The 23572-nt window shown below is 37.0% G+C and carries 21 protein-coding genes and 1 tRNA gene; 10 read left to right on the forward strand and 12 right to left on the reverse strand.

All coding sequences use genetic code 11. The annotated features are described in order from the left end of the window. Positions 1 to 45: 45 nt before the first annotated feature. The 3 genes from pth to RNZ46_RS07490 form a co-directional block, all read right to left on the reverse strand. Entirely contained in the window at positions 46 to 672 is a 627-nt protein-coding gene (pth, locus tag RNZ46_RS07480; RefSeq protein ID WP_316984757.1) for an aminoacyl-tRNA hydrolase, read from the reverse strand. Between the two features lie 268 nt (positions 673 to 940). Beyond that, complete coding sequence (locus RNZ46_RS07485) at positions 941 to 1588, reverse strand: 50S ribosomal protein L25/general stress protein Ctc (RefSeq protein WP_316984758.1); 648 nt, start codon at positions 1586 to 1588, stop codon at positions 941 to 943. A gap of 54 nt (positions 1589 to 1642) precedes the next feature. Next, positions 1643 to 2584 (reverse strand): ribose-phosphate pyrophosphokinase, encoded by a 942-nt coding sequence (locus RNZ46_RS07490; protein ID WP_316984759.1) that lies wholly within the window; start codon positions 2582 to 2584, stop codon positions 1643 to 1645. Positions 2585 to 2728: 144 nt separating this feature from the next. On the opposite strand from RNZ46_RS07490, the gene RNZ46_RS07495 reads away from it, so the two are divergent. After that, positions 2729 to 2810 (forward strand) — tRNA-Leu (locus tag RNZ46_RS07495). Between the two features lie 79 nt (positions 2811 to 2889). Here RNZ46_RS07495 and RNZ46_RS07500 read toward each other — a convergent pair. After that, entirely contained in the window at positions 2890 to 3801 is a 912-nt protein-coding gene (locus tag RNZ46_RS07500) for an ABC transporter ATP-binding protein (protein WP_316984760.1), read from the reverse strand. Positions 3802 to 3900: 99 nt separating this feature from the next. After that, positions 3901 to 6057, reverse strand: a complete 2157-nt coding sequence (locus RNZ46_RS07505; protein ID WP_316984761.1) for a prolyl oligopeptidase family serine peptidase — start codon at positions 6055 to 6057, stop codon at positions 3901 to 3903. A gap of 93 nt (positions 6058 to 6150) precedes the next feature. On the opposite strand from RNZ46_RS07505, the gene RNZ46_RS07510 reads away from it, so the two are divergent. Next, on the forward strand, positions 6151 to 7107 hold the full coding sequence (locus RNZ46_RS07510; protein ID WP_316984762.1) for a M28 family metallopeptidase: 957 nt from the start codon (positions 6151 to 6153) through the stop codon (positions 7105 to 7107). Positions 7108 to 7111: 4 nt separating this feature from the next. Here RNZ46_RS07510 and RNZ46_RS07515 read toward each other — a convergent pair whose 3' ends face one another. The 5 genes from RNZ46_RS07515 to RNZ46_RS07535 form a co-directional block, all read right to left on the reverse strand. Further along, positions 7112 to 9511, reverse strand: a complete 2400-nt coding sequence (locus RNZ46_RS07515; RefSeq protein WP_316984763.1) for an MG2 domain-containing protein — start codon at positions 9509 to 9511, stop codon at positions 7112 to 7114. 182 nt (positions 9512 to 9693) lie between these two features. After that, positions 9694 to 10683, reverse strand: a complete 990-nt coding sequence (locus tag RNZ46_RS07520) for an aspartate-semialdehyde dehydrogenase (RefSeq protein ID WP_316984973.1) — start codon at positions 10681 to 10683, stop codon at positions 9694 to 9696. 131 nt (positions 10684 to 10814) lie between these two features. Beyond that, a complete protein-coding gene (gene mscL / locus RNZ46_RS07525; RefSeq protein WP_316984764.1) occupies positions 10815 to 11219 on the reverse strand; it encodes a large-conductance mechanosensitive channel protein MscL in 405 nt (134 codons plus the stop codon). 70 nt (positions 11220 to 11289) lie between these two features. Further along, a complete protein-coding gene (gene alr / locus RNZ46_RS07530; protein WP_316984765.1) occupies positions 11290 to 12396 on the reverse strand; it encodes an alanine racemase in 1107 nt (368 codons plus the stop codon). Beyond that, positions 12389 to 13036, reverse strand: a complete 648-nt coding sequence (locus tag RNZ46_RS07535) for a thymidine kinase (protein ID WP_316984766.1) — start codon at positions 13034 to 13036, stop codon at positions 12389 to 12391. The genes alr and RNZ46_RS07535 overlap by 8 nt, the downstream gene beginning before the upstream one ends. A 105-nt stretch (positions 13037 to 13141) precedes the next feature. Here RNZ46_RS07535 and RNZ46_RS07540 point away from each other — a divergent pair, with 105 nt between their 5' ends. The 4 genes from RNZ46_RS07540 (at position 13142) to RNZ46_RS07555 (ending at position 16441) form a co-directional block, all read left to right on the forward strand. Beyond that, positions 13142 to 13900, forward strand: coding sequence for a DUF8457 domain-containing protein (locus RNZ46_RS07540; RefSeq protein WP_316984767.1), 759 nt, complete (start codon positions 13142 to 13144; stop codon positions 13898 to 13900). 116 nt (positions 13901 to 14016) lie between these two features. After that, positions 14017 to 14688, forward strand: coding sequence for a 16S rRNA (cytidine(1402)-2'-O)-methyltransferase (gene rsmI, locus RNZ46_RS07545; RefSeq protein ID WP_316984768.1), 672 nt, complete (start codon positions 14017 to 14019; stop codon positions 14686 to 14688). A 47-nt stretch (positions 14689 to 14735) separates the two neighbouring features. Next, on the forward strand, positions 14736 to 15836 hold the full coding sequence (locus RNZ46_RS07550; RefSeq protein WP_316984769.1) for an alkaline phosphatase: 1101 nt from the start codon (positions 14736 to 14738) through the stop codon (positions 15834 to 15836). A gap of 26 nt (positions 15837 to 15862) precedes the next feature. Beyond that, positions 15863 to 16441 (forward strand): uracil-DNA glycosylase family protein, encoded by a 579-nt coding sequence (locus RNZ46_RS07555; protein WP_316984770.1) that lies wholly within the window; start codon positions 15863 to 15865, stop codon positions 16439 to 16441. A 43-nt stretch (positions 16442 to 16484) separates the two neighbouring features. Here RNZ46_RS07555 and kbl read toward each other — a convergent pair whose 3' ends face one another. Further along, positions 16485 to 17681, reverse strand: coding sequence for a glycine C-acetyltransferase (gene kbl, locus RNZ46_RS07560; RefSeq protein WP_316984771.1), 1197 nt, complete (start codon positions 17679 to 17681; stop codon positions 16485 to 16487). A 6-nt stretch (positions 17682 to 17687) separates the two neighbouring features. Beyond that, entirely contained in the window at positions 17688 to 18647 is a 960-nt protein-coding gene (locus tag RNZ46_RS07565; RefSeq protein WP_316984772.1) for an NAD-dependent epimerase/dehydratase family protein, read from the reverse strand. Between the two features lie 167 nt (positions 18648 to 18814). Here RNZ46_RS07565 and RNZ46_RS07570 point away from each other — a divergent pair, with 167 nt between their 5' ends. From RNZ46_RS07570 to RNZ46_RS07585, 4 genes are all read left to right on the forward strand, one after another. Continuing rightward, complete coding sequence (locus RNZ46_RS07570) at positions 18815 to 19276, forward strand: Lrp/AsnC family transcriptional regulator (RefSeq protein ID WP_316984773.1); 462 nt, start codon at positions 18815 to 18817, stop codon at positions 19274 to 19276. 410 nt (positions 19277 to 19686) lie between these two features. Beyond that, complete coding sequence (locus tag RNZ46_RS07575; RefSeq protein ID WP_316984774.1) at positions 19687 to 21390, forward strand: GMC oxidoreductase; 1704 nt, start codon at positions 19687 to 19689, stop codon at positions 21388 to 21390. A gap of 4 nt (positions 21391 to 21394) precedes the next feature. After that, the gene (locus RNZ46_RS07580) at positions 21395 to 21952 is read left to right on the forward strand and encodes a gluconate 2-dehydrogenase subunit 3 family protein (protein WP_316984775.1); all 558 of its coding nucleotides are present in this window, start codon (positions 21395 to 21397) and stop codon (positions 21950 to 21952) included. A gap of 10 nt (positions 21953 to 21962) precedes the next feature. Further along, a complete protein-coding gene (locus RNZ46_RS07585; RefSeq protein WP_316984776.1) occupies positions 21963 to 23540 on the forward strand; it encodes a discoidin domain-containing protein in 1578 nt (525 codons plus the stop codon). The last annotated feature ends 32 nt before the right edge of the window (positions 23541 to 23572 follow it).

Below are 23572 nucleotides of genomic sequence, written 5' to 3' on the forward strand. Positions count from 1 at the left end.
GCTCAACCTGACAGAAGGTAATAATTACATTTTAAACAGCCACTTTTATTTGCCATTAAACGTGTTCATCGTATTATTTACGCCTGCCAATGCAAAAGATTTTATAAGCTCAACGGACTTATCTAAACGTTCGTTGAGTTTTTTGTTTTCATCATCTGTCCATTCGCCCAAAACATAATCTACCTGTCGGCCTTTACTAAATGTATCGCTAATGCCAAACCTAAAGCGGTTGTATTTTGTGGTGTTTAATTTTTCTTGAATGTCTTTTAACCCGTTATGTCCGCCATCGCTTCCTTTGGTTTTTAAACGGATGCTTCCGAAGGGTAAATTCAAATCGTCCGTTATAACCAATACGTTTTCTAAAGGAATTTTTTCTTTTGTCAACCAATACAAAACGGCTTTTCCGCTTAAATTCATATAGGTATTGGGCTTTAAAAATATAAAAGTTCTGCCTTTTAATTTGTATGTCGCCATGTCTCCCAATTTTTTGGTTTCGAAAACCAAGTTTTCTTTATCAGCAAAATAATCTAAAATCTTAAAACCAATGTTGTGTCTGGTGTTTTGATATTTTTCGCCAATATTTCCTAAACCTACTATTAAGAATTTTTTCATGGGATCTTGTTCTGCTGTTGTGTTTTTCTTTTTAAATGCGTTTGATAAAAACTGCCACATGCTATTTTTATTTTTTTGCTAAAATACATTAAAGATGCCAAAATATGGGAGCTTGCTTTGTTATGGGCTGAATTGCTCGCGTTAGGGATTGCAGTGGAAAGCCCACAGCGAGTCCCGATAGCTATCGGGATGAGTGAGGACTTGCAGTGGAAAGCCCGACCCCGCCTCGGGAGCCCCAGCGACCAAAGGGGTAACGCCCAAATTTTGTTTATAAAAAAAGCATCCTGAATTAACAGAATGCTTTTTAATATTTAATTGAGAATAATTTCTATTCTTGAGCTGCAGGTGCTTCTGCTCCCTCTGCTGCAGGTGCTTCTGCCCCTTCAGCGCCTTCAGCCAATTCTTCTTCATCTTCCTCATCTTCAATTGCTACTCTAGATGTGCTTACTCTACAAACAACCGTGTTGTCGTTATGTAAAAACGTGTAACCATCAGTAGGTAAATCGCCAACGGCTACTTTATCACCAATTTTAAGTGGCGTGATATCTATTTCTATAAAATCTGGCAAGTTTGCAGGAAGTGCTTTAATACGAAGTTTTCTATTGGTTCTTCTTAAAACACCACCGTTTTTAACACCTCTAGAATTACCTACAAGTTGAACAGGGATGTTAAGCGCAATTTCTTTGTCTTCGAATAACTGATAGAAATCTACGTGTAAGATTCTGTCTGTTACCGGGTGAAATTGAATGTCTTGAAGTACGGCGTTTAAAGTTTCTCCGTTGTCAAGCTCAATCACAACTGTATGCGCATTTGGCGTGTATACAAGTTTAGAGAAAGCTAATTCTGGTGCAGAGAAATGCACTGGCTTGTCTCCTCCGTATAATACGCAAGGAACCTGACCAGCATTACGTAAGGCTTTTGTTGCTTTTTTGCCCACGCTTTCTCTTTGAGATCCGTTGATTGTAATTGATTTCATTTTTCTATTTATTTAATTAATTATTTACTTTTTTGGTAGCTGATTCTATCGAAGCTACATTATAAATTGAGAACTAATGGATTTATTATGATGCACTTTATGCATTACGTTTGCAAATAAATCGGCACAGGTTAACACTCTTACTTTATCACTTTTTTGTGTTAAGGGAATTGAATCTGTTACAATTAGTTCTTCTAATTTTGAATTTTCTATTTTATTATAAGCATTACCAGATAAAATTGGATGCGTACAAATGGCTCTTACGCTTAAAGCGCCACGTTCCATCATTAAATCTGCTGCTTTGGTTAGCGTGCCTGCTGTATCTACCATATCGTCAACCAATACTACATTTTTGCCTTCTACATTTCCAATGAGTTCCATATGGGAAATTACATTGGCTTTTGCGCGTTGTTTATAGCATATAACCACATCGCTTTCTAAAGCTTTTGAATAAGCATAAGCTCTTTTTGAGCCGCCCATATCTGGCGAAGCAATGGTTAGGTTCGGCAGGTTTAAGCTTTTTAAATAAGGCAGAAAAATGGTAGATGCAAATAAATGATCTACAGGTTTTTCAAAAAAGCCTTGAATTTGATCGGCGTGCAAATCCATGGTTATAATTCTAGTAGCACCAGCAGCTTCAAGCATTTTAGCTATTAATTTTGCCGCAATTGGCACTCTGGGTTTATCTTTTCTATCTTGTCTTGCCCATCCAAAATATGGCATTACTGCTGTAATGTGTCTCGCCGATGCGCGTTTTGCAGCGTCAATCATTAACAACAATTCCATTAAATTTTCAGAACTCGGATTGGTAGATCCTATAATGAAAATTCGTGTTCCCCTAATGGATTCCTCATAAGAAGGTTGAAACTCGCCATCGCTGTAAGTTGAGGTAATTACATTTCCTAAACTTGTGCCATAGGCTGCGGCAATATTTTTAGCAAGTTCCGTGCTTTGTGAACAGGTAAAAATTTTAGCTTCGGTAATAGCGTCGGGCATGATTAACTTATTGTTTTTTAGTGCAAAAGCAGCACATTATTTTTAACGAGGTGCAAATTTATGCATTTATTTTAACCTAAAAAGTATATTGTTGAGTATTTTTATGAATAATATGGAAAATATATATATTTTTGCGGTCTAATTGCTCAAGTGGCGGAATTGGTAGACGCGCTGGATTCAAAATCCAGTTCTTTCGAGAGTGTGGGTTCGATTCCCACCTTGAGTACTTTTAAAGCCTGTTAAACGATTGTTTAGCAGGTTTTTGTTTTTTAAATAGTTAAAAAACTAAGCGTAAGATTAAATGACTATTTAGAAATTGATAAGTAAACCTTTTGATTTTGTTTCAGTTCTATCGCACTTTCAAAAAACACAGCATCACCGTTCAAATTGGCTTCAATCAAATAACAATAGCCTTTAAAGTAGCTTTGTATAACCGACGCTTTCAAATCAGATTTATCCACCACTTTCAGTTGATGTGCGTAAACAAAGTCATCGTTTATAATATTAAATTCATCGAAAAAAGAAGCAATTAATTTATTTTGAGGCGTTTTGTACAACTGTTGTGGCGTATCGTTTTCCATTATGCTAGTTGCGTGCAAAACAATCATACGGTTCGAAAAAGGCAATACATCATCTTTATCGTGGGTGGCCACAATGCAAGCGATGTTTTTTTCTTTTAAATATTTAAACAAGCTTCGGCGTAAAGACTGCTTTTTAAAATTATCAATGTGGCTAAAGGGCTCATCCAGCAAAATAATTTCGGGTTGTTTTGCAATAGCTCTTGCTAAAGCGACGCGTTGTTTTTGGCCACCGCTTAACTCTTTAACCAAAATGTTTTTAAATGCTTTTAATTCAACAACCTCTAAAAGCTCATCAATACGATTTTGTTTTTCTTTGGGGTAAAAATTAGAAAGAAAAGCGCCAATGTTTTCGGAAACGGTAATAAACGGCATTAAATCGAATTCTTGCGCCACATATTTCATGTATTCGGGACCAATAACAAGATTGTACTTTGGACCTAGAATTTCTTCGTCTTTCCAAAAAATTTGCCCATCGTTTAAATCGTAAGTGCCGTACAACAACTTTAAAAGGGTACTTTTGCCCGAACCACTTTCGCCAATAATTGAAACGTGTTCGCCGGCGATTACTTTAAAAGAAAGGTCTTTTAAAATGGGTGTTTTTTTATATGAAAATGTTATGTTTTTAACTTGAAGCATAGCGCAAAAATAACATAAAAACCGTTCTTCTTTTACGAAAAACGGTTTTTGATTAACTTTAAATTAAGGCGCTTCAACTGCGCTCAGTGTGAACTCAAATTAGCCCTTTATTTTTTCCTTGGTTTTACTCGGTAACACATCAAACCCCATATTGTAAAGCGTGAAGCCAAAAATGTCGGCATACTGCTCAATGGTTTTACTAACCGGAGTTCCGGCGCCATGGCCGGCATCGGTTTCAATACGAATTAAAGTTGGGTTTGTTCCCGCTTGTTTGCTTTGTAATTCGGCTGCAAATTTGAAGCTGTGCGCCGGCACCACCCTGTCGTCATGATCGCCAGTGGTTATTAAAGTTGCTGGGTATTCTACGCCTTCTTTTACGTTATGTAATGGGGAGTAACCTTTAAGATATTCAAACATGTCTTTGCTTTGCTCGGCTGTTCCGTAATCGTATGCCCAACCCGCTCCAGCTGTAAAAGTATGGTAGCGCAGCATATCTAAAACACCAACGGCGGGCAATGCGACTTTGGCCAAATCCGGACGCTGAGTCATAACAGCACCAACCAATAAACCACCATTTGATCCGCCACGGATAGCTAAATAATCAGATGAGGTGTAGTTGTTCTCAATTAAGTATTCACCTGCTGCTATAAAATCGTCAAATACATTTTGCTTTTTCATTTGCGTACCCGCATTGTGCCAAATTTTACCGTATTCGCCACCACCACGTAAATTAGGAACAGCAAGTATACCGCCTTGTTCCATCCAAACTGCATTGGCAATACTAAACGAGGGTGTTAGGCTAATGTTAAATCCGCCATAGCCATATAAAATGGTTGGATTTTTTCCGTTGATAACCAGGTTTTTATGATGCGTAATCATCATGGGTATTTTGGTGCCATCCTTTGAGGTATAAAACACTTGGTTGGAAACATAATCATTACTGTCAAACGCAATAGACGGTTTCCAATACGATTTGGTTTCTCCGGTTTCTGGATTGAATTTATAAAGGCTGGAAGGCGTGTTGTAATTGGTAAATGAGAAATATAATTCCTTATCCTTCTTTTTGCCTCCAAAACCGCTTACAGTACCTAAACCGGGCAGCTCAACATCTCTTATTAATACGCCATTATAATCGTATTGTTTTACTTGAGAAAGTGCATCAACCATATACTTGGCAAAGAAAAAACCACCTCCCGTTGAAGGGTTTAAAACGTTTTCGGTTTCAGCGATAAAATCCTCCCAATGTTCTGGGGTTGGATTAGAAGCATCAACCGTTACTATTTTTTTGTTTGGTGCGTTTAGGTTGGTTACCAAAAACAGTTTGCTACCTTCGTTTTCTATAATATATGTGTCGCTGTCGGTATGGTCTAAAATGGTAACAAGCTTACTTTTAGGATTGGATAAATCTTTTATAAACAGCTTGTTGCCCGATGTAGAAACTTTAGCCGAAATAATTAAAAAGCGGTTATCTTCGGTTACGCTACCCGAAATATACCTGTGCTTTTCTTCAGGTTTGCCACCAAAAACCAAAACGTCATCTTTTTGAGGGCTTCCTAATTTATGGTAATATAATTTGTGCTGATCGGTTTTTGCCGAAAGTTCGCTACCCTCCGGTTTATCGTAACTGGAATAGTAAAACCCTTCGTTTTTATACCAAGAAATACCGCTGAATTTTACATCTTTAAGGGTGTCTTCAACAACCTCTCGTGTTTCAGGATCCATAACAATTATCTTTCGCCAATCGCTACCACCTTCAGAGATGGAATACGCCAACATATCGCTGTCTTTTGAAAAGCTAAGACCACCACCTAACGAAATGGTGCCGTCTTTAGAAAAGGTATTCGGGTCTAAAAACACTTCGGCTTCTTCATTGCCTTTTTTTCTGTAATAAACATTTTGATTCTGTAAACCATTATTTTTTGAAAAATACGTGTATTCGCCTTCAATAAACGGAGCTCCTATTTTTTCGTAATTCCATAGTTCAGATAAACGATTTTTGAGTTCGTCTCTAAACGGAATATGATCTAAATACGCATAAGTGCTTTGGTTTTGCGTTTTTACCCATGCTTCGGTTTCCGCGCTTCTATCGTCTTCTAGCCAGCGGTACGGGTCTTTAACCTCTACGCCAAAGTATGTGTCAACGGTGTCTACCGTTTTTGTTTCAGGATAATTCACAACTACATTTTTTTCTTCTTTTCCATTTTTACAACTTACAGTAAGTGTAAGTGCGCAAATAATAACTAATATTTTTTTCATGATTGATAAATAATTAATCTCCAAAAATAAGCAAAACAAACCAAAGTTTATGGCTACTTGTTATATATTTGAAGCTATAAAAAAAGAGTGATTATGAAAAAGGTTTTACTGTGTTTATTGATTGGCGTTTTAAGCGTAAGCGTGTTTTCACAGGCTGAAATAACAGAAAAGGAATTAAAAGACCACATGTTGTTTTTAACATCTGAAAAAAATGCAGGTCGATATCCCGGAGGAAAAGCTAATAGGCGTGTTGTTAAATATTTAAAAAAGGAGTTTAAGAATATAGGTGTTAAGCATTTTGATATGGGGTATAAACAAACCTTTAATGCGACTTTAAGGGTTGAAAAAGGCATAGATAAAAAACCTGTTGTAAAAACCTGTAATGTAGTTGGTTTTATTGAAGGCAACGATGTTGCGCTTAAAAATGAATATATTGTTTTGGGCGCACACTACGATCATTTGGGTTTGGGCGGGCCATCATCAAAATCCGATAAAAAACATACCATTCATTACGGTGCCGATGATAATGCCAGCGGTACCGCAGCCTTATTGGAAATAGCCGAAAAAATAGCAAGTCAAAAACATCTTTTAAAACGCAGTATTATATTTATTGCTTTTGGTGCCGAAGAACAAGGGTTGTTAGGGAGCAAGTATTTTGTTGATAATCCTTTAGTGCCGTTATCTCAAATTAAATTAATGATTAATATGGATATGGTTGGCAGAATGAATAAAGAAAAGCACGTTTATATGGGCGGTGCGGGTACATTTCCAGATGGTGTTGATTTTATGCAAACCTTGGGCAAATCGTTAAATTTAACACCCATTGTGCATGCCGGTTCTGTGGGCGGATCCGATCATGTATCGTTTTACAAAAAAGGTATTTCGGTTTTAGGGATGCATACGGGTGGACACCCGCAATATCATAAACCAGAAGATACGATTGATTTAATAAATTTTGAAGGGCAAAAACAGGTTGCCGATTATATTTTCAAAACGATTATGAAGCTTGCCACGACAGATTATAACATGGTGTTTATTAAGCAAGATTAAAAAACTATTCAGTTAACTTAACATCAAAATAAGCTTCAGCTCTAAAAGGTGTTCCATTGGATGCAATACCTTCTAACAAAACCTTATAGGTTGCCGATTTATGAGCTGTTTTAAATGCAATTTTAGCCGAATTGGATTGTTCTAATTTTAAATCAGGATTCCAATAGAGTGTTGTTGAATCGTTTTCATCTTGATTAAATGCTCTAGCTTGGTAATAGCCAGGGCGATAAAAGCTAATAATTCCATTCCTTTCATTTTCTTCATCATTTTCTTCTGAACCGTCTATAGTGTAAACGGCTACAATACCGTTGCCACCTCTTGATCCATAAATTGAAGCTCCACTAGATTGAATAATATCAATGAAGTCTATACTAAAAATTGGTATTGAGGTAATCATTTCAAGATCTGTAGGAAAACCGTCAAGCAAAAATAACGGTAGATTATTTCCTATTAAAGAGTTTCTTCCTCTTAATATTATATTATCTCCTATTACATGTACTCCTGGGAACAAGCCTTGTAAAGCTTGAATTGGATTTCTAGCTGATGGCGAAATTCGTAAATCTTTAAAATCTAAAGTATGCGAAGGAGTTGTATATAATGTTAATTTTCTTTTTTTTGCAAACCTGTCTAAACGTTTTTTTTCAGCAGTTACCTTTACTGGGTCTAACTTAATTTCTCCTTCTTGAGAGGTAAATTCAGTATTTCTATTTAATTTAGACTTTAAAAGCACATTGCCTTTCGTTGTGTTTTTTTCGGAAATTAGATTTGTTTTTACTAGTGGCGGACTAAATGAGTCCAACTCAATAGTAAAAGGGCCCTTGTATTTTTGAGAACTTAAATTTTTCGCTTTAAGCGCAACAAAAGTTCGTTCTTCAAAATTAAGATTACTAAAATTAAAACGCCCTAAACTATCTGTTATAGCTTGATCGCGCCCAAGCTCTTTACTGTTTTTATATGTAAGAGTGACATTGGCTTTTACAGGTTTGTTTTTATTCTTTTTTTGCCTAACTACGCCGCTAAGGTTAAAACCAGATTCGGGCAAAAAAGTTAATTCATTATTGGTATTATTATCTTTAAATAAATATTGATTGTCATCCTGAGCGATTAATATCTGTTGTACTGTTTTTTTTCTCAACGAATCATTATCAAAATTATCACCAAATTGCCCGATATTGTCTTTTATTTCAGAGTTTAAGAGTAAATACGATGTAATATCTAAATCTGGAACACCGTTTATTACGGGATTCACTTCGGTAACGGCAACAGATATGTTTGCCTTTAGGTTTTCTTCAAATAAGGAATCAAAATTAATTTCAATTTCAGCCAGCTCATTCTCTTCATAAGTTTTTTTTGAGGGTGTAATCGTTATTTTTTGCTCTAAATCACGAGTGTCTATAAAGGCCAGTTCTTCACTTAAAACCGAGCCGTTTTTATTTAAAAGTTGGAATTGAATTAAGCCGTATTCCAAATCGGATATTGGCAAATCAATGGCCGCTTTGGGGTTTTTGCCATTTAATTCGGCACGACAAACCATTTCGCCTTTTTGCTTTCCTATTAACTCTAGGTTATTTATGCCGTTAACCAAGGATGAAAAAACATTGACTCTGTAGCCATGGTGCGTTTCATCAACCCTAATTGTGGTGCCATGGTTTTTAACCGGTGGCAAAGGATAGGCGTGTTTTACGCCATTACGGGAAACGATTGCCTTATAAGTTCTGCCATTTTCGGGTATAAACTGGAAACTACCCAGTCCGAATTTAGAGGTTTTAAAATGAAGGATTTTAGTATTGGTGTCGTCTATAATATCACCGTTTATTTGCATGCCTTTTTCCGGGGGATTTGTTGCTTTTACTACAATCCTATTTAAAAAGCCACCAACCATGTTACCACCTTCTGGGGAAAAATCGATCTGGGGTTTTGTAGATGCTGTAGCTGTGTTAAAACCACGATGTGGCCTTAAAGTGTTCACATAAATTGTTTTTCTAAAAAAACGGGCGTCATCAAAATTCCGCATAAAATTGGTATAGGCTCTTATGGTATATGCGCCGTGAGTTGCATTTTGGGGTAATTTAAAATCACCATGTCCTGCACCTTCGTTTATCTTAATTGTTTCAGAGTCGATTATTATGTTGTTCGGGTCTATTAAATCAACGTAAACTACTTTGCTTAAAGTCTCGGGTGTATGGTTTACGGCATCAACTAAGTATATTTTGTACCAGATGCTTTCACCTTGATTGTAAAATGTTTTATCAAAATGGATGTATATTTTTTCTTTTGAAATTGAAGCTGATTTAGATTCAATATCAGCAAACAAAGTACTGTTATTCGAAGAAACAGGTTGTGATAATAAAATAAAAACCAGATTAATGCATATAGAGCTGAAGGACGTGAAGATTGGTTTCATTGAACGTGTTTTTTTGGCTTGGTTATAGTTATTGTACTACAAAAATCATTCCAAAAAAAATACGATGAAATGTTGATTTTTAATACAACCACATGTAAATTTAGCGAAATAATTTGTAAAAAAAAAGCCCTTGTAATAATTACAAGGGCCTTTTTTAATACTAAAATCTTAAATTTAAAAAACTAAACCAGCTTATTTTCAACTAAATACTCAGCAATTTGAATGGTGTTGGTTGCAGCACCTTTGCGTAAGTTATCGGCAACAATCCACATGTTTAAAGTGTTGGGTTGCGTTTCGTCCCTTCTAAGTCTGCCCACAAAAACATCATCTTTGTCGTGCGCATAAATTGGCATCGGATACGTGTTGGTATCGGTGTTATCTTGTAAAACGATTCCAGGGGTTTCGTGTAGCATTTTACGAACATCGGATAAATCGAAATCTTTTTCAAACTCTACATTCACCGCTTCCGAGTGTCCACCAGAAGTTGGAATTCTAACCGCTGTAGCCGTTACTGAAAAGGTTTTGTCGTTAAATATTTTTTGAGGCTCGCGCGCCAATTTCATTTCTTCTTTGGTGTAACCGTTGTCTTCAAAAACATCGCAATGCGGCAAAGCATTTCTTCCGATAGGATACGGATAAGCCATTTCGCCATCAACACCAGCGATTTCGTTTTCCATTTGTTTTACGGCTTTTACGCCCGTGCCGGAAACCGATTGATAGGTTGAAACCACAACACGTTTCATTTTATATGTTTTATGAAGCGGTGCCAATGCCATCACCATTTGAATGGTAGAACAATTGGGGTTTGCAATAATTTTATCGGCTTTGGTTAACTCGTTGGCATTAATTTCTGGAACCACGAGTTTTTTGGTCGGATCCATTCTCCATGCCGATGAGTTATCAATAACCGTAGTGCCTGCCTCTGCAAATTTTGGAGCCCATTCTAAAGAGGTTTCGCCCCCGGCAGAAAAAATAGCGATATCTGGTTTGGCTGCCACGGCTTCGGCTAAACCAATAACGGTGTACTCTTTATCTTTATATTTTAGTTTTTTGCCCACAGAACGTTCTGAGGCAACCAATAACAATTCACTAACTGGAAAATTACGCTCTGCCAATACTTTTAGCATCACTTCGCCAACCATTCCTGTGGCGCCTACAACAGCTACTTTCATTTTCATTTTTTTAAATAATTACTGCAGCAAAATTAAGTATTAATTCCATTCTAAAACATATAAAAAGCCTTTGTTTACATAAAACAAAGGCTTTTTGACAACAAATAACAAAATGTTATATATTTAACATATTATTGTTTTTTTAGCAAATCTCTAATATCGGCCAATAACTCTTCTTGCGTTGGGCCTTTAGGAGCTTCCGGAGCTGGCTCTTCTTTCTTCTTCATTTTATTAACACCTTTTACAACCATAAACATAACGAAGGCTACGATAATGAAATCGATAACATTGGTTAAAAAAGTACCGTATTCTAAAAACACTTCGCCAACGGTTTCGCCAGCATCGCTTACGGTGCCGTCTTGTAATTTATAGCGTAAATCTTTGAAGTCGGAATTGAAAATCAATCCAACCAAAGGCGAAACTATGCCTCCCGTAAAAGCGGTAACCACTTCTTTAAAGGCAGCACCCATTACAAAACCTACGGCAATGTCTATAAGGTTGCCCTTCATTGCAAATTCTTTAAACTCTTTTAACATGATTATAAATTTTTAGTTAGTAGGTTACTAATTTAGTTAAAAAAATTAAATGTTAACAAATGTTAAAAAATTATTGAATAATAATGCGTTTTATGCGCTGCGAAATGGCCGTTAAAAGCTCATAAGAAATGGAGTTTATAGTTTCGGCTAAATTTTCGGCGGTGTGTTTTCCATCAAAAAAAATAACTTCGTCGCCTTCTTTACAGTCAATATTGCTAATGTTTACCATAATCATATCCATACAAACATTGCCAATAATTTCAGCCTTTTGCCCATTTATGGTCACAAAACCCTTACCGTTTCCGTATTGTCTGCCTATGCCGTCGGCGTGTCCGATAGGAAGTGTTGCCGTTTTTAAAAAGGCATCGCTTTTAAAGGCGCGATTATAACCTACCGATTCTCCTTTTTCAATGGTGTGAATTTGAGAAATAACGGTTTTTAAAGTCACTATGGGTTTTAAATGTTTGTTTTCTTTATCTGAATTTCCAAAACCATACAACCCAATACCACTTCGAACCATATCAAAATGGGCTTCGGGATAATTTAATAGGCCAGAGGTATTACACACATGAAGCATTGGGGAATACCCCAAAGCATCAATCATGTTTTTTGATGTATTTTTAAAACTTTCAATTTGATTTAAAGTGAATGCTTTTTCTTCCAAATCTTCACTAGCCGCTAAATGCGAAAAGATAGATTTCACTTTTACTGAAGTTGCATCTTTTATTTTCGAGGTGATAAAATCGACATCATTTTCCCAAAACCCCAATCGGTTTAAACCCGTATTAAATTTAATATGAATGGGATAGTTGGTTTGTTTTTCCGCGGAAGCGAATGCTAAAAACTCATTTAAAACTTTGGCGTTGTACAAGCTGGGTTCTAAGCAATGCTCAATAATGGTTTTAAAATTTACAGCCTGCGGATGCAAAACCAAAATGGGTTTTGTAATGCCGGCATGTCGCAAAGCCACGCCTTCGTTTACGTAAGCCACGGCAAAATAATCCACTTGTAATTCTTGGAGGCAATGCGCGATTTCGCAGGCATCGCTACCATAACCAAATGCTTTAACAACGGCTAAAAATTGTGTATGCTTATTAAGTTTCGATTTTAAATGCTTAAAGTTGTGCTTCAGGGCTTTTAAATCGATTTCAAGTAGGGTTTCTTGCGCTTTAGGCATTGGTGTTTTTGGGTTTAGAAGTAATTTCTTCAGCGTCGTTAACCTTCATGTTTCTCACTTTATCGCGCATCATTGCTTTGTAAAAGGCAGCTCTACTTAAAGGCTCGTACTCATCAACTTCGCCTAAAAGCACCAGATTGTCACTTTTAGCTTTCCGGTAACTGTATTGCGCCAAATTCCCTGTTCGGGTGCAAACCGCATGAACTTTGGTAACATATTCGGCCGTAGCCATAAGGTTGGGCATGGGGCCAAAAGGGTTGCCTTTAAAGTCCATATCCAATCCGGCAACAATGACGCGAATGCCTTTATTGGCCAAATCGTTGCATACCCGTACAATTTCATCATCAAAAAACTGAGCTTCATCAATACCAACCACGTCGCAGCCATCGGCCAAAATAGGGATGTTGGCCGCAGCAGGAACGGGCGTCGAGCGGATTTCGTTTGCATCGTGAGACACCAGCATGTCCTCATCATAACGCACATCAAGGGCAGGTTTAAAAATCTCTACTTTTTGCCGTGCAAATTGCGCGCGCTTAAGCCTTCGGATGAGTTCTTCGGTTTTTCCAGAAAACATGGAGCCACAAATAACTTCTATCCAACCAAATTGTTCTTTATGATTTACTGTATTTTCAAGAAACATTTCGTAATTTTAACACTAAAACAAAGGAATTTTTCGTTTGTATAAAGGTGACGCAAATTTATTAAAAATCAAAAGCCTATATAGCAATAATTTTAAAAAATAAAAATGATGAAGAAGAAGTTAGAATCGGAACTCATTAGTATCGCACATAGAATTCTTAAATTGAAAGGAAAGGAAGACGTTTTAAAAATGCACGCCGAAGCCGTTGCACTTTGCGAAAAACTATCGGTTTTAAAGTTTGCACACGAAAATTTTGAAGACGATATCCCATCCATTGGCAACGATTCCTCTTTTTTCGATATGCTAGACACGGCCTTCAACAATAAGGTAAGCGATAATATTGAGGTAGAAGACAAAGTATACATTAATCTTGACGATTATGAAAACGAAGCCATTACAGAGCCGTTAATGGAAACCATAAAAGATATGGTGGCCCATATGCCACAAGATAGCTCGCAAGTAGATTCGGTTTTTGAAGAAGCCCTTCCCAAAAAACAATCGCGAAAACCTGCCAGCCAACGCGAGAACGATTTCGAGACCATAACCTCTGGTTTTGAAGAAACACCCGTTTTCGAGCCTATTTCGAAATCGCAAAATAGCGGTGAAAAAAAGTCGCTAAACGACAAGCTGAAAAATGGCGGAATCAACATAGGGTTAAACGACAAAATAGCGTTTATAAAACATTTGTTTGATGGCAAAAGCGAAGATTACGATCGTGTTTTGTCGCAATTAAACACCACCGCATCTCTTAGCGATGCCAAACGATTTATAGAAGAAATTGTAAAACCAGACTATAACGGTTGGGCAGATAAAGAAGAGTTTGAAACCCGATTTATGGAAATTATTGAGGCAAAGTTTAATTAAAATTTTGGTTGTTCCCACGCTAAAAAAAGCGTGGTCGGGCTTTCCATTATATCTTTTTCTCGTGCCTCAAAAAAGGATGCCATTTCAATCCCTAACACAGTAGTAACAGTTATTACATGAGTAAACTTTACATCGTACCAACACCCATAGGTAACTTAAAAGACATCACCTTTCGAGCTATCGATGTTTTAAAAGAATCCGATTTAATTCTCGCCGAAGACACCCGAACCTCAGGGAAACTCTTAAAACATTACGAGGTTTTAACCCCAATGCAATCGCACCACATGCATAACGAGCACAAAACGGTAGAAAGCATTATTCAAAAAATAAAAAGCGGCACCACGGTAGCCTTAATTAGCGATGCCGGAACGCCGGCCATTTCAGACCCCGGATTTTTGTTAACCCGTGCTTGCATCGAAAATAATATTGAAGTAGATTGTTTGCCCGGAGCCACCGCCTTTGTACCGGCTTTGGTAAATTCAGGCTTGCCAAACGATAAGTTTGTCTTCGAAGGGTTTTTGCCCGTAAAAAAAGGACGGCAAACCCGATTGCTGCTTTTGGCCGAAGAAACCAGAACCATTATTTTTTACGAAAGTCCGCATAAACTGGTTAAAACACTTGGTCATTTTTGTGAGTATTTTGGCGAAGACAGACTCGTGTCCGTTTCGCGCGAATTAACTAAATTGTACGAAGAAACCATTCGCGGTACAGCAAAAGAAGTTTTAGAGTATTATACCATTAAGCCTCCAAAAGGTGAAATTGTTATTGTGGTTGGCGGGAAAAAATAAGCAGTTAAGATTTGTAATTATTATAGAATTCAAAAATTAAAAAACCCATGAAATATTATAAAATATCGGCAATAGTGTTAATTGTATTTGTGTTTACAGTTGGCTTTAAGCCCGTAGAAGTTGAGCATAAGGAAATATTTAAAACACCTAAAAATGTTATATTGTTAATTGGAGATGGCATGGGGCTATCGCAAGTTTCAAGCAGTTTTTATTTTGGGAATGAAAACTCAAGTTTCGAGCGATTTAAACAAATAGGCTTTATAAAAACATCTTCCGAAAGTCATTTAATTACCGATTCGGCAGCTGGAGCAACAGCTTTTTCAGCTGGTATAAAAACCTATAATGGTGCGATAGGTGTAGATAAAGATGCTTTGGCGGTACCGTTAATAACCCATAAAGCTGCGGAAGCAAAAGTGGTATCGGGGCTAATAAGCACCTCTTCAATAACGCATGCAACACCTGCTTCTTTTTTCGCGTATGTTGAACGTAGAAGTATGCAAGAGGACATTGCGGCACAATTGCCAGCATCTGAAATAGATTTTTTTGTAGGGGCTGGGAATGATTTCTTTTTTAAAAGAAAAGACAATAAAGATTTAAGTGCTACTTTTTCTAAAAATGGATTTATAATCGATACTGTTTCCTTAAAAAAACCTCAAAATTTTAATTTAGACAATAAGTATGGTTATTTATTAGCGCCAAAACATATGCCAAAAATGACTGAAGGCCGTGGCGATTTTTTAAGTCAGGCCACGCAATTGGGTATCGAATATTTATCTAAAAACGACCATGGTTTTTTTCTTATGGTAGAAGGTTCTCAAATAGATTGGGGCGGACATGCCAATGACTCAGAATATATTGTTGAAGAAGTAAAGGATTTTAGCAAAGTTATTGGTGAAGTGCTTGATTTTGCAGAGAAGGATGGTAACACACTGGTTGTGGTAACGGCAGACCATGAAACGGGAGGTTATACACTTGCTTCTGAAAACGGGAATTACAATAAAATTAAAGGAAGCTTCTCAACAGGAGGCCATTCGGCAACCTTAATTCCTGTATTTGCTTACGGGCCAGGTGCGGAGAATTTTCAAGGTATTTATGAAAACAATCTTATTTATCATAAAATTATGCAGTTAACCAATTGGGGTAAGTAATTAAACAATTAGGTAATTTAAGCCCAATGGATATTTTATTATGCAGCATACGGCAGTGCACCATTTGTAAAGCCCATTTACCATTGGGTCCGCGGCCAGTTGTATCGGCACATCCAGATTCTAAAATCGTAATTGTTGGTCAGGCACCGGGGACCAAAGTGCACAAAACAGGGATTCCGTGGGACGATCCAAGTGGCAAACAATTACGAAAATGGCTTGATGTTACTGACGAAGAATTTTATGATGAAAAAAAATTCGCCATTATCCCCATGGGATTTTGTTATCCGGGAAAGGGAAAATCAGGGGATTTGCCACCGCGACCAGAATGTGCCCCGCAATGGCACCAGCCCCTTTTTGATGAACTTAAAAATGTGGAGTTGATTATTTTAATTGGGATGTATGCCCAAAAATATTATTTGCAAAAAGAAGCAAAGAAAACATTAACCGAAACCGTTAGAAATTATAACGAGTATTTACCCAAATATTTGCCCTTGCCACATCCATCGCCGCGAAATCGGTTTTGGTTAGCTAAAAACCCCTGGTTTGATTTTGAGGTGTTGCCGGAGTTGAAGGAACGGGTAAAACACATATTGACAGCTTTGTAATAACTCAAATAAATTATCAATATGTGTTTTGTGTTCTCATTTTTTAACTGATTACACCAAGGTTTTTACCCACTTTTGTAAATGCCTGAACAGCTTTATCTAAGTGTTCCTTTGTATGTGCAGCCGATAATTGCACTCGTATTCTTGCTTTGTTTTGAGGCACTACGGGGTAGAAAAACCCAATAACATAGATGCCTTCTTCCAATAATTGATTGGCCATAACTTGAGAAAGCTTTGCATCGTACAGCATTACAGGAACAATGGCGGCACCAGCGCCTACCAAATCGAAACCTGCAGCCTCCATTTGGCTTCTAAAATAATTTGTGTTTTCTTCTAACTTATCACGTAGCGAAGTATCTCTTTCTAAAATTTCAAATACCTTCAATGAAGCGCCAACGATGGTGGGTGCCAATGAATTTGAAAACAGATAAGGCCTTGACCTTTGACGTAGCATTTCAATAATTTCCTTTTTGCCCGTGGTAAAACCACCCATGGCGCCACCTAATGCTTTTCCTAGAGTACCCGTAATAATATCTACTCTACCCAGGACATTTTTTAACTCTATGGTACCGCGTCCTGATTTACCAATAAAACCAGAAGCATGACATTCGTCTACCATTACCAAAGCATCGTATTTATCGGCTAAATCACAAATCTTATCTAACTCGGCAACAATCCCATCCATGGAAAACACACCATCGGTAACAATTATTTTAAAACGATGGTTTTGTTTATTGGCTTCAATTAATTTGGCCTCCAAATCTTCCATATCGTTATTGGCATATCTGTATCGAGCAGCTTTACACAAACGAACACCATCAATGATTGAAGCGTGATTTAAAGCATCTGAAATAATGGCATCTTCATGCGTTAACAAAGGCTCAAAAGCACCACCGTTCGCATCAAAAGCAGCAGCATAAAGAATGGTATCTTCACAATGGAAAAACTCAGCTATTTTCGCTTCTAACTGCTTGTGTATATCTTGGGTGCCGCATATAAAGCGTACGGACGACATTCCAAAACCGTGGGTATCCAAAGTGTCTTTAGCCGCCTGAATCACTTCTTTGTTGTTGGATAAACCCAAGTAGTTGTTAGCACAAAAGTTAATAACCTCCTGTCCTGTTGAAATCTTTATAACAGCATCTTGAGGCGTAGTTATAATACGCTCTTCTTTAAATAAACCCGAGTCCTTTATATTTTGTAATTCTTCTATTAAATGATCCTTAATGCTTCCGTACATAGTTGCTTATATTTTAGTTGTTAATTGGTAATACGTTTTTATGTTTTCTATCATTTCCTTGGTTATTAAAGATAAGTCATATTTTGGTTTCCAGCCCCAATCTTCCCTAGCAGCAGAATCATCAACACTATCTGGCCATGATTTTGCTATATCCTGTCTGAAATCTGGTTTGTAGTTTATCTCAAAATTCGGATAAATGTCTTTAATCGATTGGCATACCTGTTCCGCTGTAAAGCTCATACCCGCGAGGTTATACGAAGTTCTTATCTTTATGTTTTCGGCAGGTGCGTCCATGAGTTCAATTGTTGCTCTAATGGCATCGTCCATAAAAATCATGGGCAACATGGTTGTGGCCTCCAAAAAGCAATCAAAACACTCTTCTTTAACAGCTTTGTGGTAAATGTCTACGGCATAATCTGTGGTGCCGCCCCCTGGCAGCGACTGGTAGCCAATTACCCCTGGGTATCTTAATGAGCGTATGTCCATGCCATACTTTTTGTGGTAATAATTCACCCAGTTTTCGCCAGCGGCTTTACTCATTCCATACACTGTTAAAGGGGTTAGATTTGATGTTTGTGGCGTGTTAATACATTCAACCTCATCGCCAAAAACTGCAATAGAGCTAGGGTAAAATAATTTGTTAACACCATGTAACCGCGATACCTCTAAAACGTTGAACAAAGTACTCATATTGATATCCCATGTTTTAAGAGGGAACTGTTCGCCGTTGGCAGATAAAATAGCCGCTAAATGATAAACTTGGGTTATTTTATATTTTATCACACAGTCTTGAAGGGCATCATAATTGGTTACATCCAAAACCTCGAAATGGCCTTCGAAATTTGGGTTCTCTCTTAAATCTGAAGCAATTACAGAATCAATACCATATTTTTCTTGTAAAGCTTTTGTAAGCACCGTGCCTAATTGGCCGCTCGCACCCGTAATTAAAATTCGCTCTGTTTTCATTTTAACAATTTTAAGCAATGTAAAATTAATAAAAACAGCCATAATTAAATTGAAACATCTTCAGATTGACTTAAAATAAGTATTTTTATCTATTGTATCAATTATTTAAAGATTTTTTATCTTTATTCTGTATTTTTAAGTCTTTAAAAAGTAAATTTATCTGCATAATGGAAAAACTAGATGATATAGATCTTAAAATTTTAAGAATCCTTCAAAAGAATTCTAAAAAAACAACCAAGGAAATTGCTCAAATGCTGAACTTAACAGCCTCTCCGGTGTATGAGCGAATAAGGCGTTTGGAAAACAAAGGTTACATAAAAAAATACGTAGCCCTACTTGATAAAATTCAATTAAACCGTCCTATAACAGCCGTTTGCATGGTGTCGTTACGGTACCATAACGAGGGTTTTATTGAAAAATTTGAAAGCCAAATTAAGGAGCTCAAAGAAGTCCAGGAATGTTATCACATGGCCGGAAAAGTAGATTTTTTTCTAAAAATAAACCTTCAAAGCTTAGACGCTTATCATGAGTTTGTGAGGCTTAAATTATCCAAAATTGAAAACATTGGTGTTCTTGAAAGCTATTTTGTTTTAAAAGAAATCTATTCTACTACCGAATTTTTTATATAAACACAAACTGAATGCATTAATAACGCGGCGAATTAACCTATCCCGTTGTACATTTTGAATGGAAAAACATCAATATGTCAATTCGAGTGATTTTGAGGCACGAAAAATTGTATCGAGAATCAATTTCAAATTAAAATTCTTATTCTCGATACAAATTTTACTCATTCCAATCGTAAAATTCACTCGAACTGACAGAATTTTGTCAAAATGCACAACGGGTTAACTTAATAAATTTTTACAATTTATGGTACTTTCTAATGGTTTGTAACCTAATCAATATTTTTCAATGTTTTCAAACTGAGAATGTTAATGTAAAAGGTTTGGTTTTAGTGATTTTTAGTGGTATAAAATTCATATTTTTAGGCCTTCAAAATAATATCTGAGGATATTACAATTTAACTACAAATAGAATGCCCTATAGTAATACTAATAATACTTTTGACGCCATAGTAATAGGTACCGGAATATCTGGAGGATGGGCGGCAAAAGAGCTTTGTGAAGGCGGATTGAAAACCCTTGTTTTAGAGAAAGGTAGAAATGTTGCCCATATTGATGATTACCATACTGCCACCAAAGAAACATGGGAATTGGAGTTTAGAGGAAAACCAAGTTTAGAGGATCAAAAAAATCAGCATAAGCAAGCACGAGCAGGCTATGTAACAAATCAGGCTACCAAGCATTGGTTTGTTAACGATTTAAAACACCCGTATAACGAAACTAAAAGATTCGATTGGATTAGAGGCCATCATGTGGGTGGCCGCTCCTTAACTTGGGGAAGACAAGCTCTACGATTGAGCGATCTCGATTTTAATGCCAACAAGCTAGATGGTTATGGTGTCGATTGGCCCATCCGCTATAAAGATATTGAGTCTTGGTACACTTACGTTGAAAAGTATATTGGGGTTTGCGGCGAAAAATTAGGTTTACCGCAATTACCGGACGGTTATTTTTCCCCACCCATGGCGCTTAATGTGGTTGAAAAAGAATTCAAATCACAAATTCACAAGCATTATACTAATAGGACTTTAACGATTGGTCGATTTGCGAATATTACAGGAGATGAAACCTATGAAGGCAGACACAATTGCGCCTATAGAAACAAATGCATGAGAGGTTGCCCTTTAGGGGGGTATTTTAGTAGCAACGCTTCTACTTTACCGGCAGCCGAAAGAACCGGAAACATGACTTTGAGGCCGTATTCCAATGCCTATGAAATTGTATACGATGAGCGCTCTAAAAAAGCCATAGGAGTTAAAATTATAGATACCCAAACCAAAGAAAAATTAACGTTTTATGCGAAGGTTATTTTTTGTTGTGCCTCTACGGTGGCGTCAACGAGTATTCTGCTTCAATCGAAATCCAAAAGATTTCCAAATGGGTTAGGCAACGATAGCGGCGAACTGGGGCACAATTTAATGGATCATCATTTTAGAGTGGGTGCTACCGCAGATTACGATGGTTTTAAAGATGTAACTTTTGTTGACAATAGACCGGCAAGTTTCCATATTCCTCGATTTCAAAACTTGGGAGACAAGGCGACTAAAAAGGATTATTTGCGAGGTTATTTTTTTCAAGGAACAGCAACTAGGGGCGATTGGCGTCGTGCTATAATGGAACTCAGTTATGGGCTTGATTTAAAAGAAACCCTTAAAAAACAAGGCCCATGGCAAGTTGGTATGACGGGGTTTGGCGAATGTTTGCCGTATCACGAGAACAAATTAACGCTCGACTATAACAAAACAGACGCGTGGGGATTGCCCACCGTAACCTTTGACTGCGAGTTTAAGGAAAACGAAAAATTAATGCGGGCACACATGCAGTCCGAAGCCGTAGAAATGCTAACCAAAGCAGGGTTTAAAAATGTAAAAGGATACGATGGAGCTTTTGCGCCTGGGCATGCCATTCACGAAATGGGAACCGCCAGAATGGGAAAAGATGCAAAAACATCGGTATTGAATAAATACAATCAAATTCATGCCGTACCCAATGTTTATGTTACCGATGGTTCTTGTATGACCTCTTCAGCAAGTCAAAACCCGTCATTAACCTATATGGCATTAACCGCTAGGGCAGCGCATCACGCCATAGCCGAATTTAAAAGCGGTAAATTTTAAGGATATGGATAGAAGAAAAGCAATAAAAAACATAGCACTGGCTTTTGGCTGTACCGTGGCAACGCCAACTTTACTGAATGTTGTAACGGCCTGTACCGATAACTCGGTTTCCACAAATTATTTGTTTTTATCTAAAAGTGAAGCGGAATTGGTTGAGCGTTTAACAGAAACCATTATGCCTAAAATGTATTTTCCGTTAGTAGAAACAATGAATCTCACCGTGTTTTTAGACCAGATGTTTTACCACACCGAAAACGATAAGAGCAAAGAAAACTTCCGAAAAGGCAGTAAAGCATTCGAAAATGAACTATCGCTTAATCACAATAAAAAAGTAAATAAAATTAGTAACGAAGACTTTATAGCAACGTTTAAAACATATTTTAATCCTGAAAAAGAAGATGCTGTTTTCAATTTATTAAACGATGATTTTAATGAGCTAAGTCCCGATAAAAAAACGGACTTTAGCATGTATACCTTTTTAACTAAAGTGCGTAATTATTGCTTGTTTGGGTATGCAACTTCTGAAGCTTTTTCAAGTGAAACTAATTTTTACACCACATAGATCATTTAAAATGAAAAAACTAAATCTTATTCTGCTAATAATTCTAGCAACACTAACACTTTATGGGTGTCCAAAAAACATTCAAAAAACAAAGGATAACACTTCAGGAGTTGATTTAAAAAACACTGCAAAACCGGATAACGAATGGAAAGACCAAGCCAATAAACTAAATGTGGTGTATTGGGTGCCAAAAGGCGTGGATACCGTTCCTGGGTATTCTAAAAGAATAAGCGATATCCTCTTGAATTTCCAAGCGTATTGTGCCGATTATATGGAAAAAGAAGGCTTTGGAAGAATGTCTTTTGGATTGGATTTAAAAGATAACAACCAAGTGAATATAATAACCATACATTCGGAAAATGGCAAAGAAACTTACCCGTATAGAGGCGGAGGCTCTGTTATAAACAAAGAGTTGCAAGCGTATTTTTTAGAAAATCCTGATAAAAAACACAGCGAACATACTTTAGTTATTCTACCGTCTATATCCGGAGACCCATTAAATCCCGGTGGGGTGCCTTTTTATGGCTTGGGTACGTTTTGTTATGCACTAGATTACCCAGAAATGAAACTAGAGCATCTGGGAACATCCGGCAAATATGGCGCATTGGCAACCAAATGGATTGGCGGCTTGTACCACGAATTGGGCCATGGCTTAAACGCACCGCACAATAAAGAAAAAAAGAGTGAAAAAGATTTAAAAGGTACAGCTTTAATGGGCGCCGGTAATTACACTTATGGTAAATCGCCTACTTTTATTACAGGAGCTACAGCGGCGACATTTGCAAACAGTCAAGCGTTTAGTAACCAAGTTCGATCAGACTGGTATGGCCCTACTAAAAACAAACTGACACAGTTAAAAGGTAAAGTTGAAGGTGGAAAAATTATTATTTCCGGTAATTTTGAAAGTGATGTGCCCGTTACAGACATTGTGATTTGGCACGACCCTTACCCAGCGGGAGGCAATAAAGATTATGATGCACCAGCGTGGAACGTAAAACCTATTGGTACAGATAGTTTATATGTGGAAAACGCATTATCCGAATTTTTTAAATTAGAAGGCGAATATCAACTCAGAATTCGGTTTTACCACGAAAACGGAACGCAAAACACCTACAGTTATGAGTATGCATTTGAAAATGGTATTCCAAAAATCGAGGTAATTAACAGCAAAAAAATAATAAACCCCACAAACTGGAAAATTATAGAGGCAAGCAGTCAAGAAAACGATGGTTTAGCTAGTAATATTTTGGATGGTTACCAAAATACCTTTTGGCATACCGAATATAGAAACAACCTACCTAATTATCCGCATTATTTTGTTTTAGACAGAAATGAAACCACGGCCTTAAATGGTTTTGTTTTTGGCAATCGGGACAATTTAAACGGCGTAATAAAAAACCTTGAAGTTTGGGGCAGTAACACCAATAGTAACTGGAAAAAAATAGGTGATTACAGCTTGAAAAGACAACAAAACTATCAATTTATAGATTTGCCAAAAAACACTACTTATAGGTATTTTAAAATAAAAATTAATAACGGCCATGGCGATTTTAAATACACGCATTTAGCCGTTTTAGCTACTTATTAATCAAGTCGTGTAAAACTTAAACATATTTAAGA

Source organism: Hwangdonia lutea (assembly GCF_032814565.1).
Classification (GTDB): Bacteria; Bacteroidota; Bacteroidia; order Flavobacteriales; family Flavobacteriaceae; genus Hwangdonia; species Hwangdonia lutea.

Bases quoted from the DNA above. Each gene is read 5' to 3' on its own strand.
- pth (WP_316984757.1), bottom strand. From the start codon at position 672: ATGTGGCAGTTTTTATCAAACGCATTTAAAAAGAAAAACACAACAGCA.
- RNZ46_RS07485 (WP_316984758.1), bottom strand. From the start codon at position 1,588: ATGAAATCAATTACAATCAACGGATCTCAAAGAGAAAGCGTGGGCAAA.
- RNZ46_RS07490 (WP_316984759.1), bottom strand. From the start codon at position 2,584: ATGCCCGACGCTATTACCGAAGCTAAAATTTTTACCTGTTCACAAAGC.
- RNZ46_RS07500 (WP_316984760.1), bottom strand. From the start codon at position 3,801: ATGCTTCAAGTTAAAAACATAACATTTTCATATAAAAAAACACCCATT.
- RNZ46_RS07505 (WP_316984761.1), bottom strand. From the start codon at position 6,057: ATGAAAAAAATATTAGTTATTATTTGCGCACTTACACTTACTGTAAGT.
- RNZ46_RS07510 (WP_316984762.1), top strand. From the start codon at position 6,151: ATGAAAAAGGTTTTACTGTGTTTATTGATTGGCGTTTTAAGCGTAAGC.
- RNZ46_RS07515 (WP_316984763.1), bottom strand. From the start codon at position 9,511: ATGAAACCAATCTTCACGTCCTTCAGCTCTATATGCATTAATCTGGTT.
- RNZ46_RS07520 (WP_316984973.1), bottom strand. From the start codon at position 10,683: ATGAAAGTAGCTGTTGTAGGCGCCACAGGAATGGTTGGCGAAGTGATG.
- mscL (WP_316984764.1), bottom strand. From the start codon at position 11,219: ATGTTAAAAGAGTTTAAAGAATTTGCAATGAAGGGCAACCTTATAGAC.
- alr (WP_316984765.1), bottom strand. From the start codon at position 12,396: ATGCCTAAAGCGCAAGAAACCCTACTTGAAATCGATTTAAAAGCCCTG.
- RNZ46_RS07535 (WP_316984766.1), bottom strand. From the start codon at position 13,036: ATGTTTCTTGAAAATACAGTAAATCATAAAGAACAATTTGGTTGGATA.
- RNZ46_RS07540 (WP_316984767.1), top strand. From the start codon at position 13,142: ATGATGAAGAAGAAGTTAGAATCGGAACTCATTAGTATCGCACATAGA.
- rsmI (WP_316984768.1), top strand. From the start codon at position 14,017: ATGAGTAAACTTTACATCGTACCAACACCCATAGGTAACTTAAAAGAC.
- RNZ46_RS07550 (WP_316984769.1), top strand. From the start codon at position 14,736: ATGAAATATTATAAAATATCGGCAATAGTGTTAATTGTATTTGTGTTT.
- RNZ46_RS07555 (WP_316984770.1), top strand. From the start codon at position 15,863: ATGGATATTTTATTATGCAGCATACGGCAGTGCACCATTTGTAAAGCC.
- kbl (WP_316984771.1), bottom strand. From the start codon at position 17,681: ATGTACGGAAGCATTAAGGATCATTTAATAGAAGAATTACAAAATATA.
- RNZ46_RS07565 (WP_316984772.1), bottom strand. From the start codon at position 18,647: ATGAAAACAGAGCGAATTTTAATTACGGGTGCGAGCGGCCAATTAGGC.
- RNZ46_RS07570 (WP_316984773.1), top strand. From the start codon at position 18,815: ATGGAAAAACTAGATGATATAGATCTTAAAATTTTAAGAATCCTTCAA.
- RNZ46_RS07575 (WP_316984774.1), top strand. From the start codon at position 19,687: ATGCCCTATAGTAATACTAATAATACTTTTGACGCCATAGTAATAGGT.
- RNZ46_RS07580 (WP_316984775.1), top strand. From the start codon at position 21,395: ATGGATAGAAGAAAAGCAATAAAAAACATAGCACTGGCTTTTGGCTGT.
- RNZ46_RS07585 (WP_316984776.1), top strand. From the start codon at position 21,963: ATGAAAAAACTAAATCTTATTCTGCTAATAATTCTAGCAACACTAACA.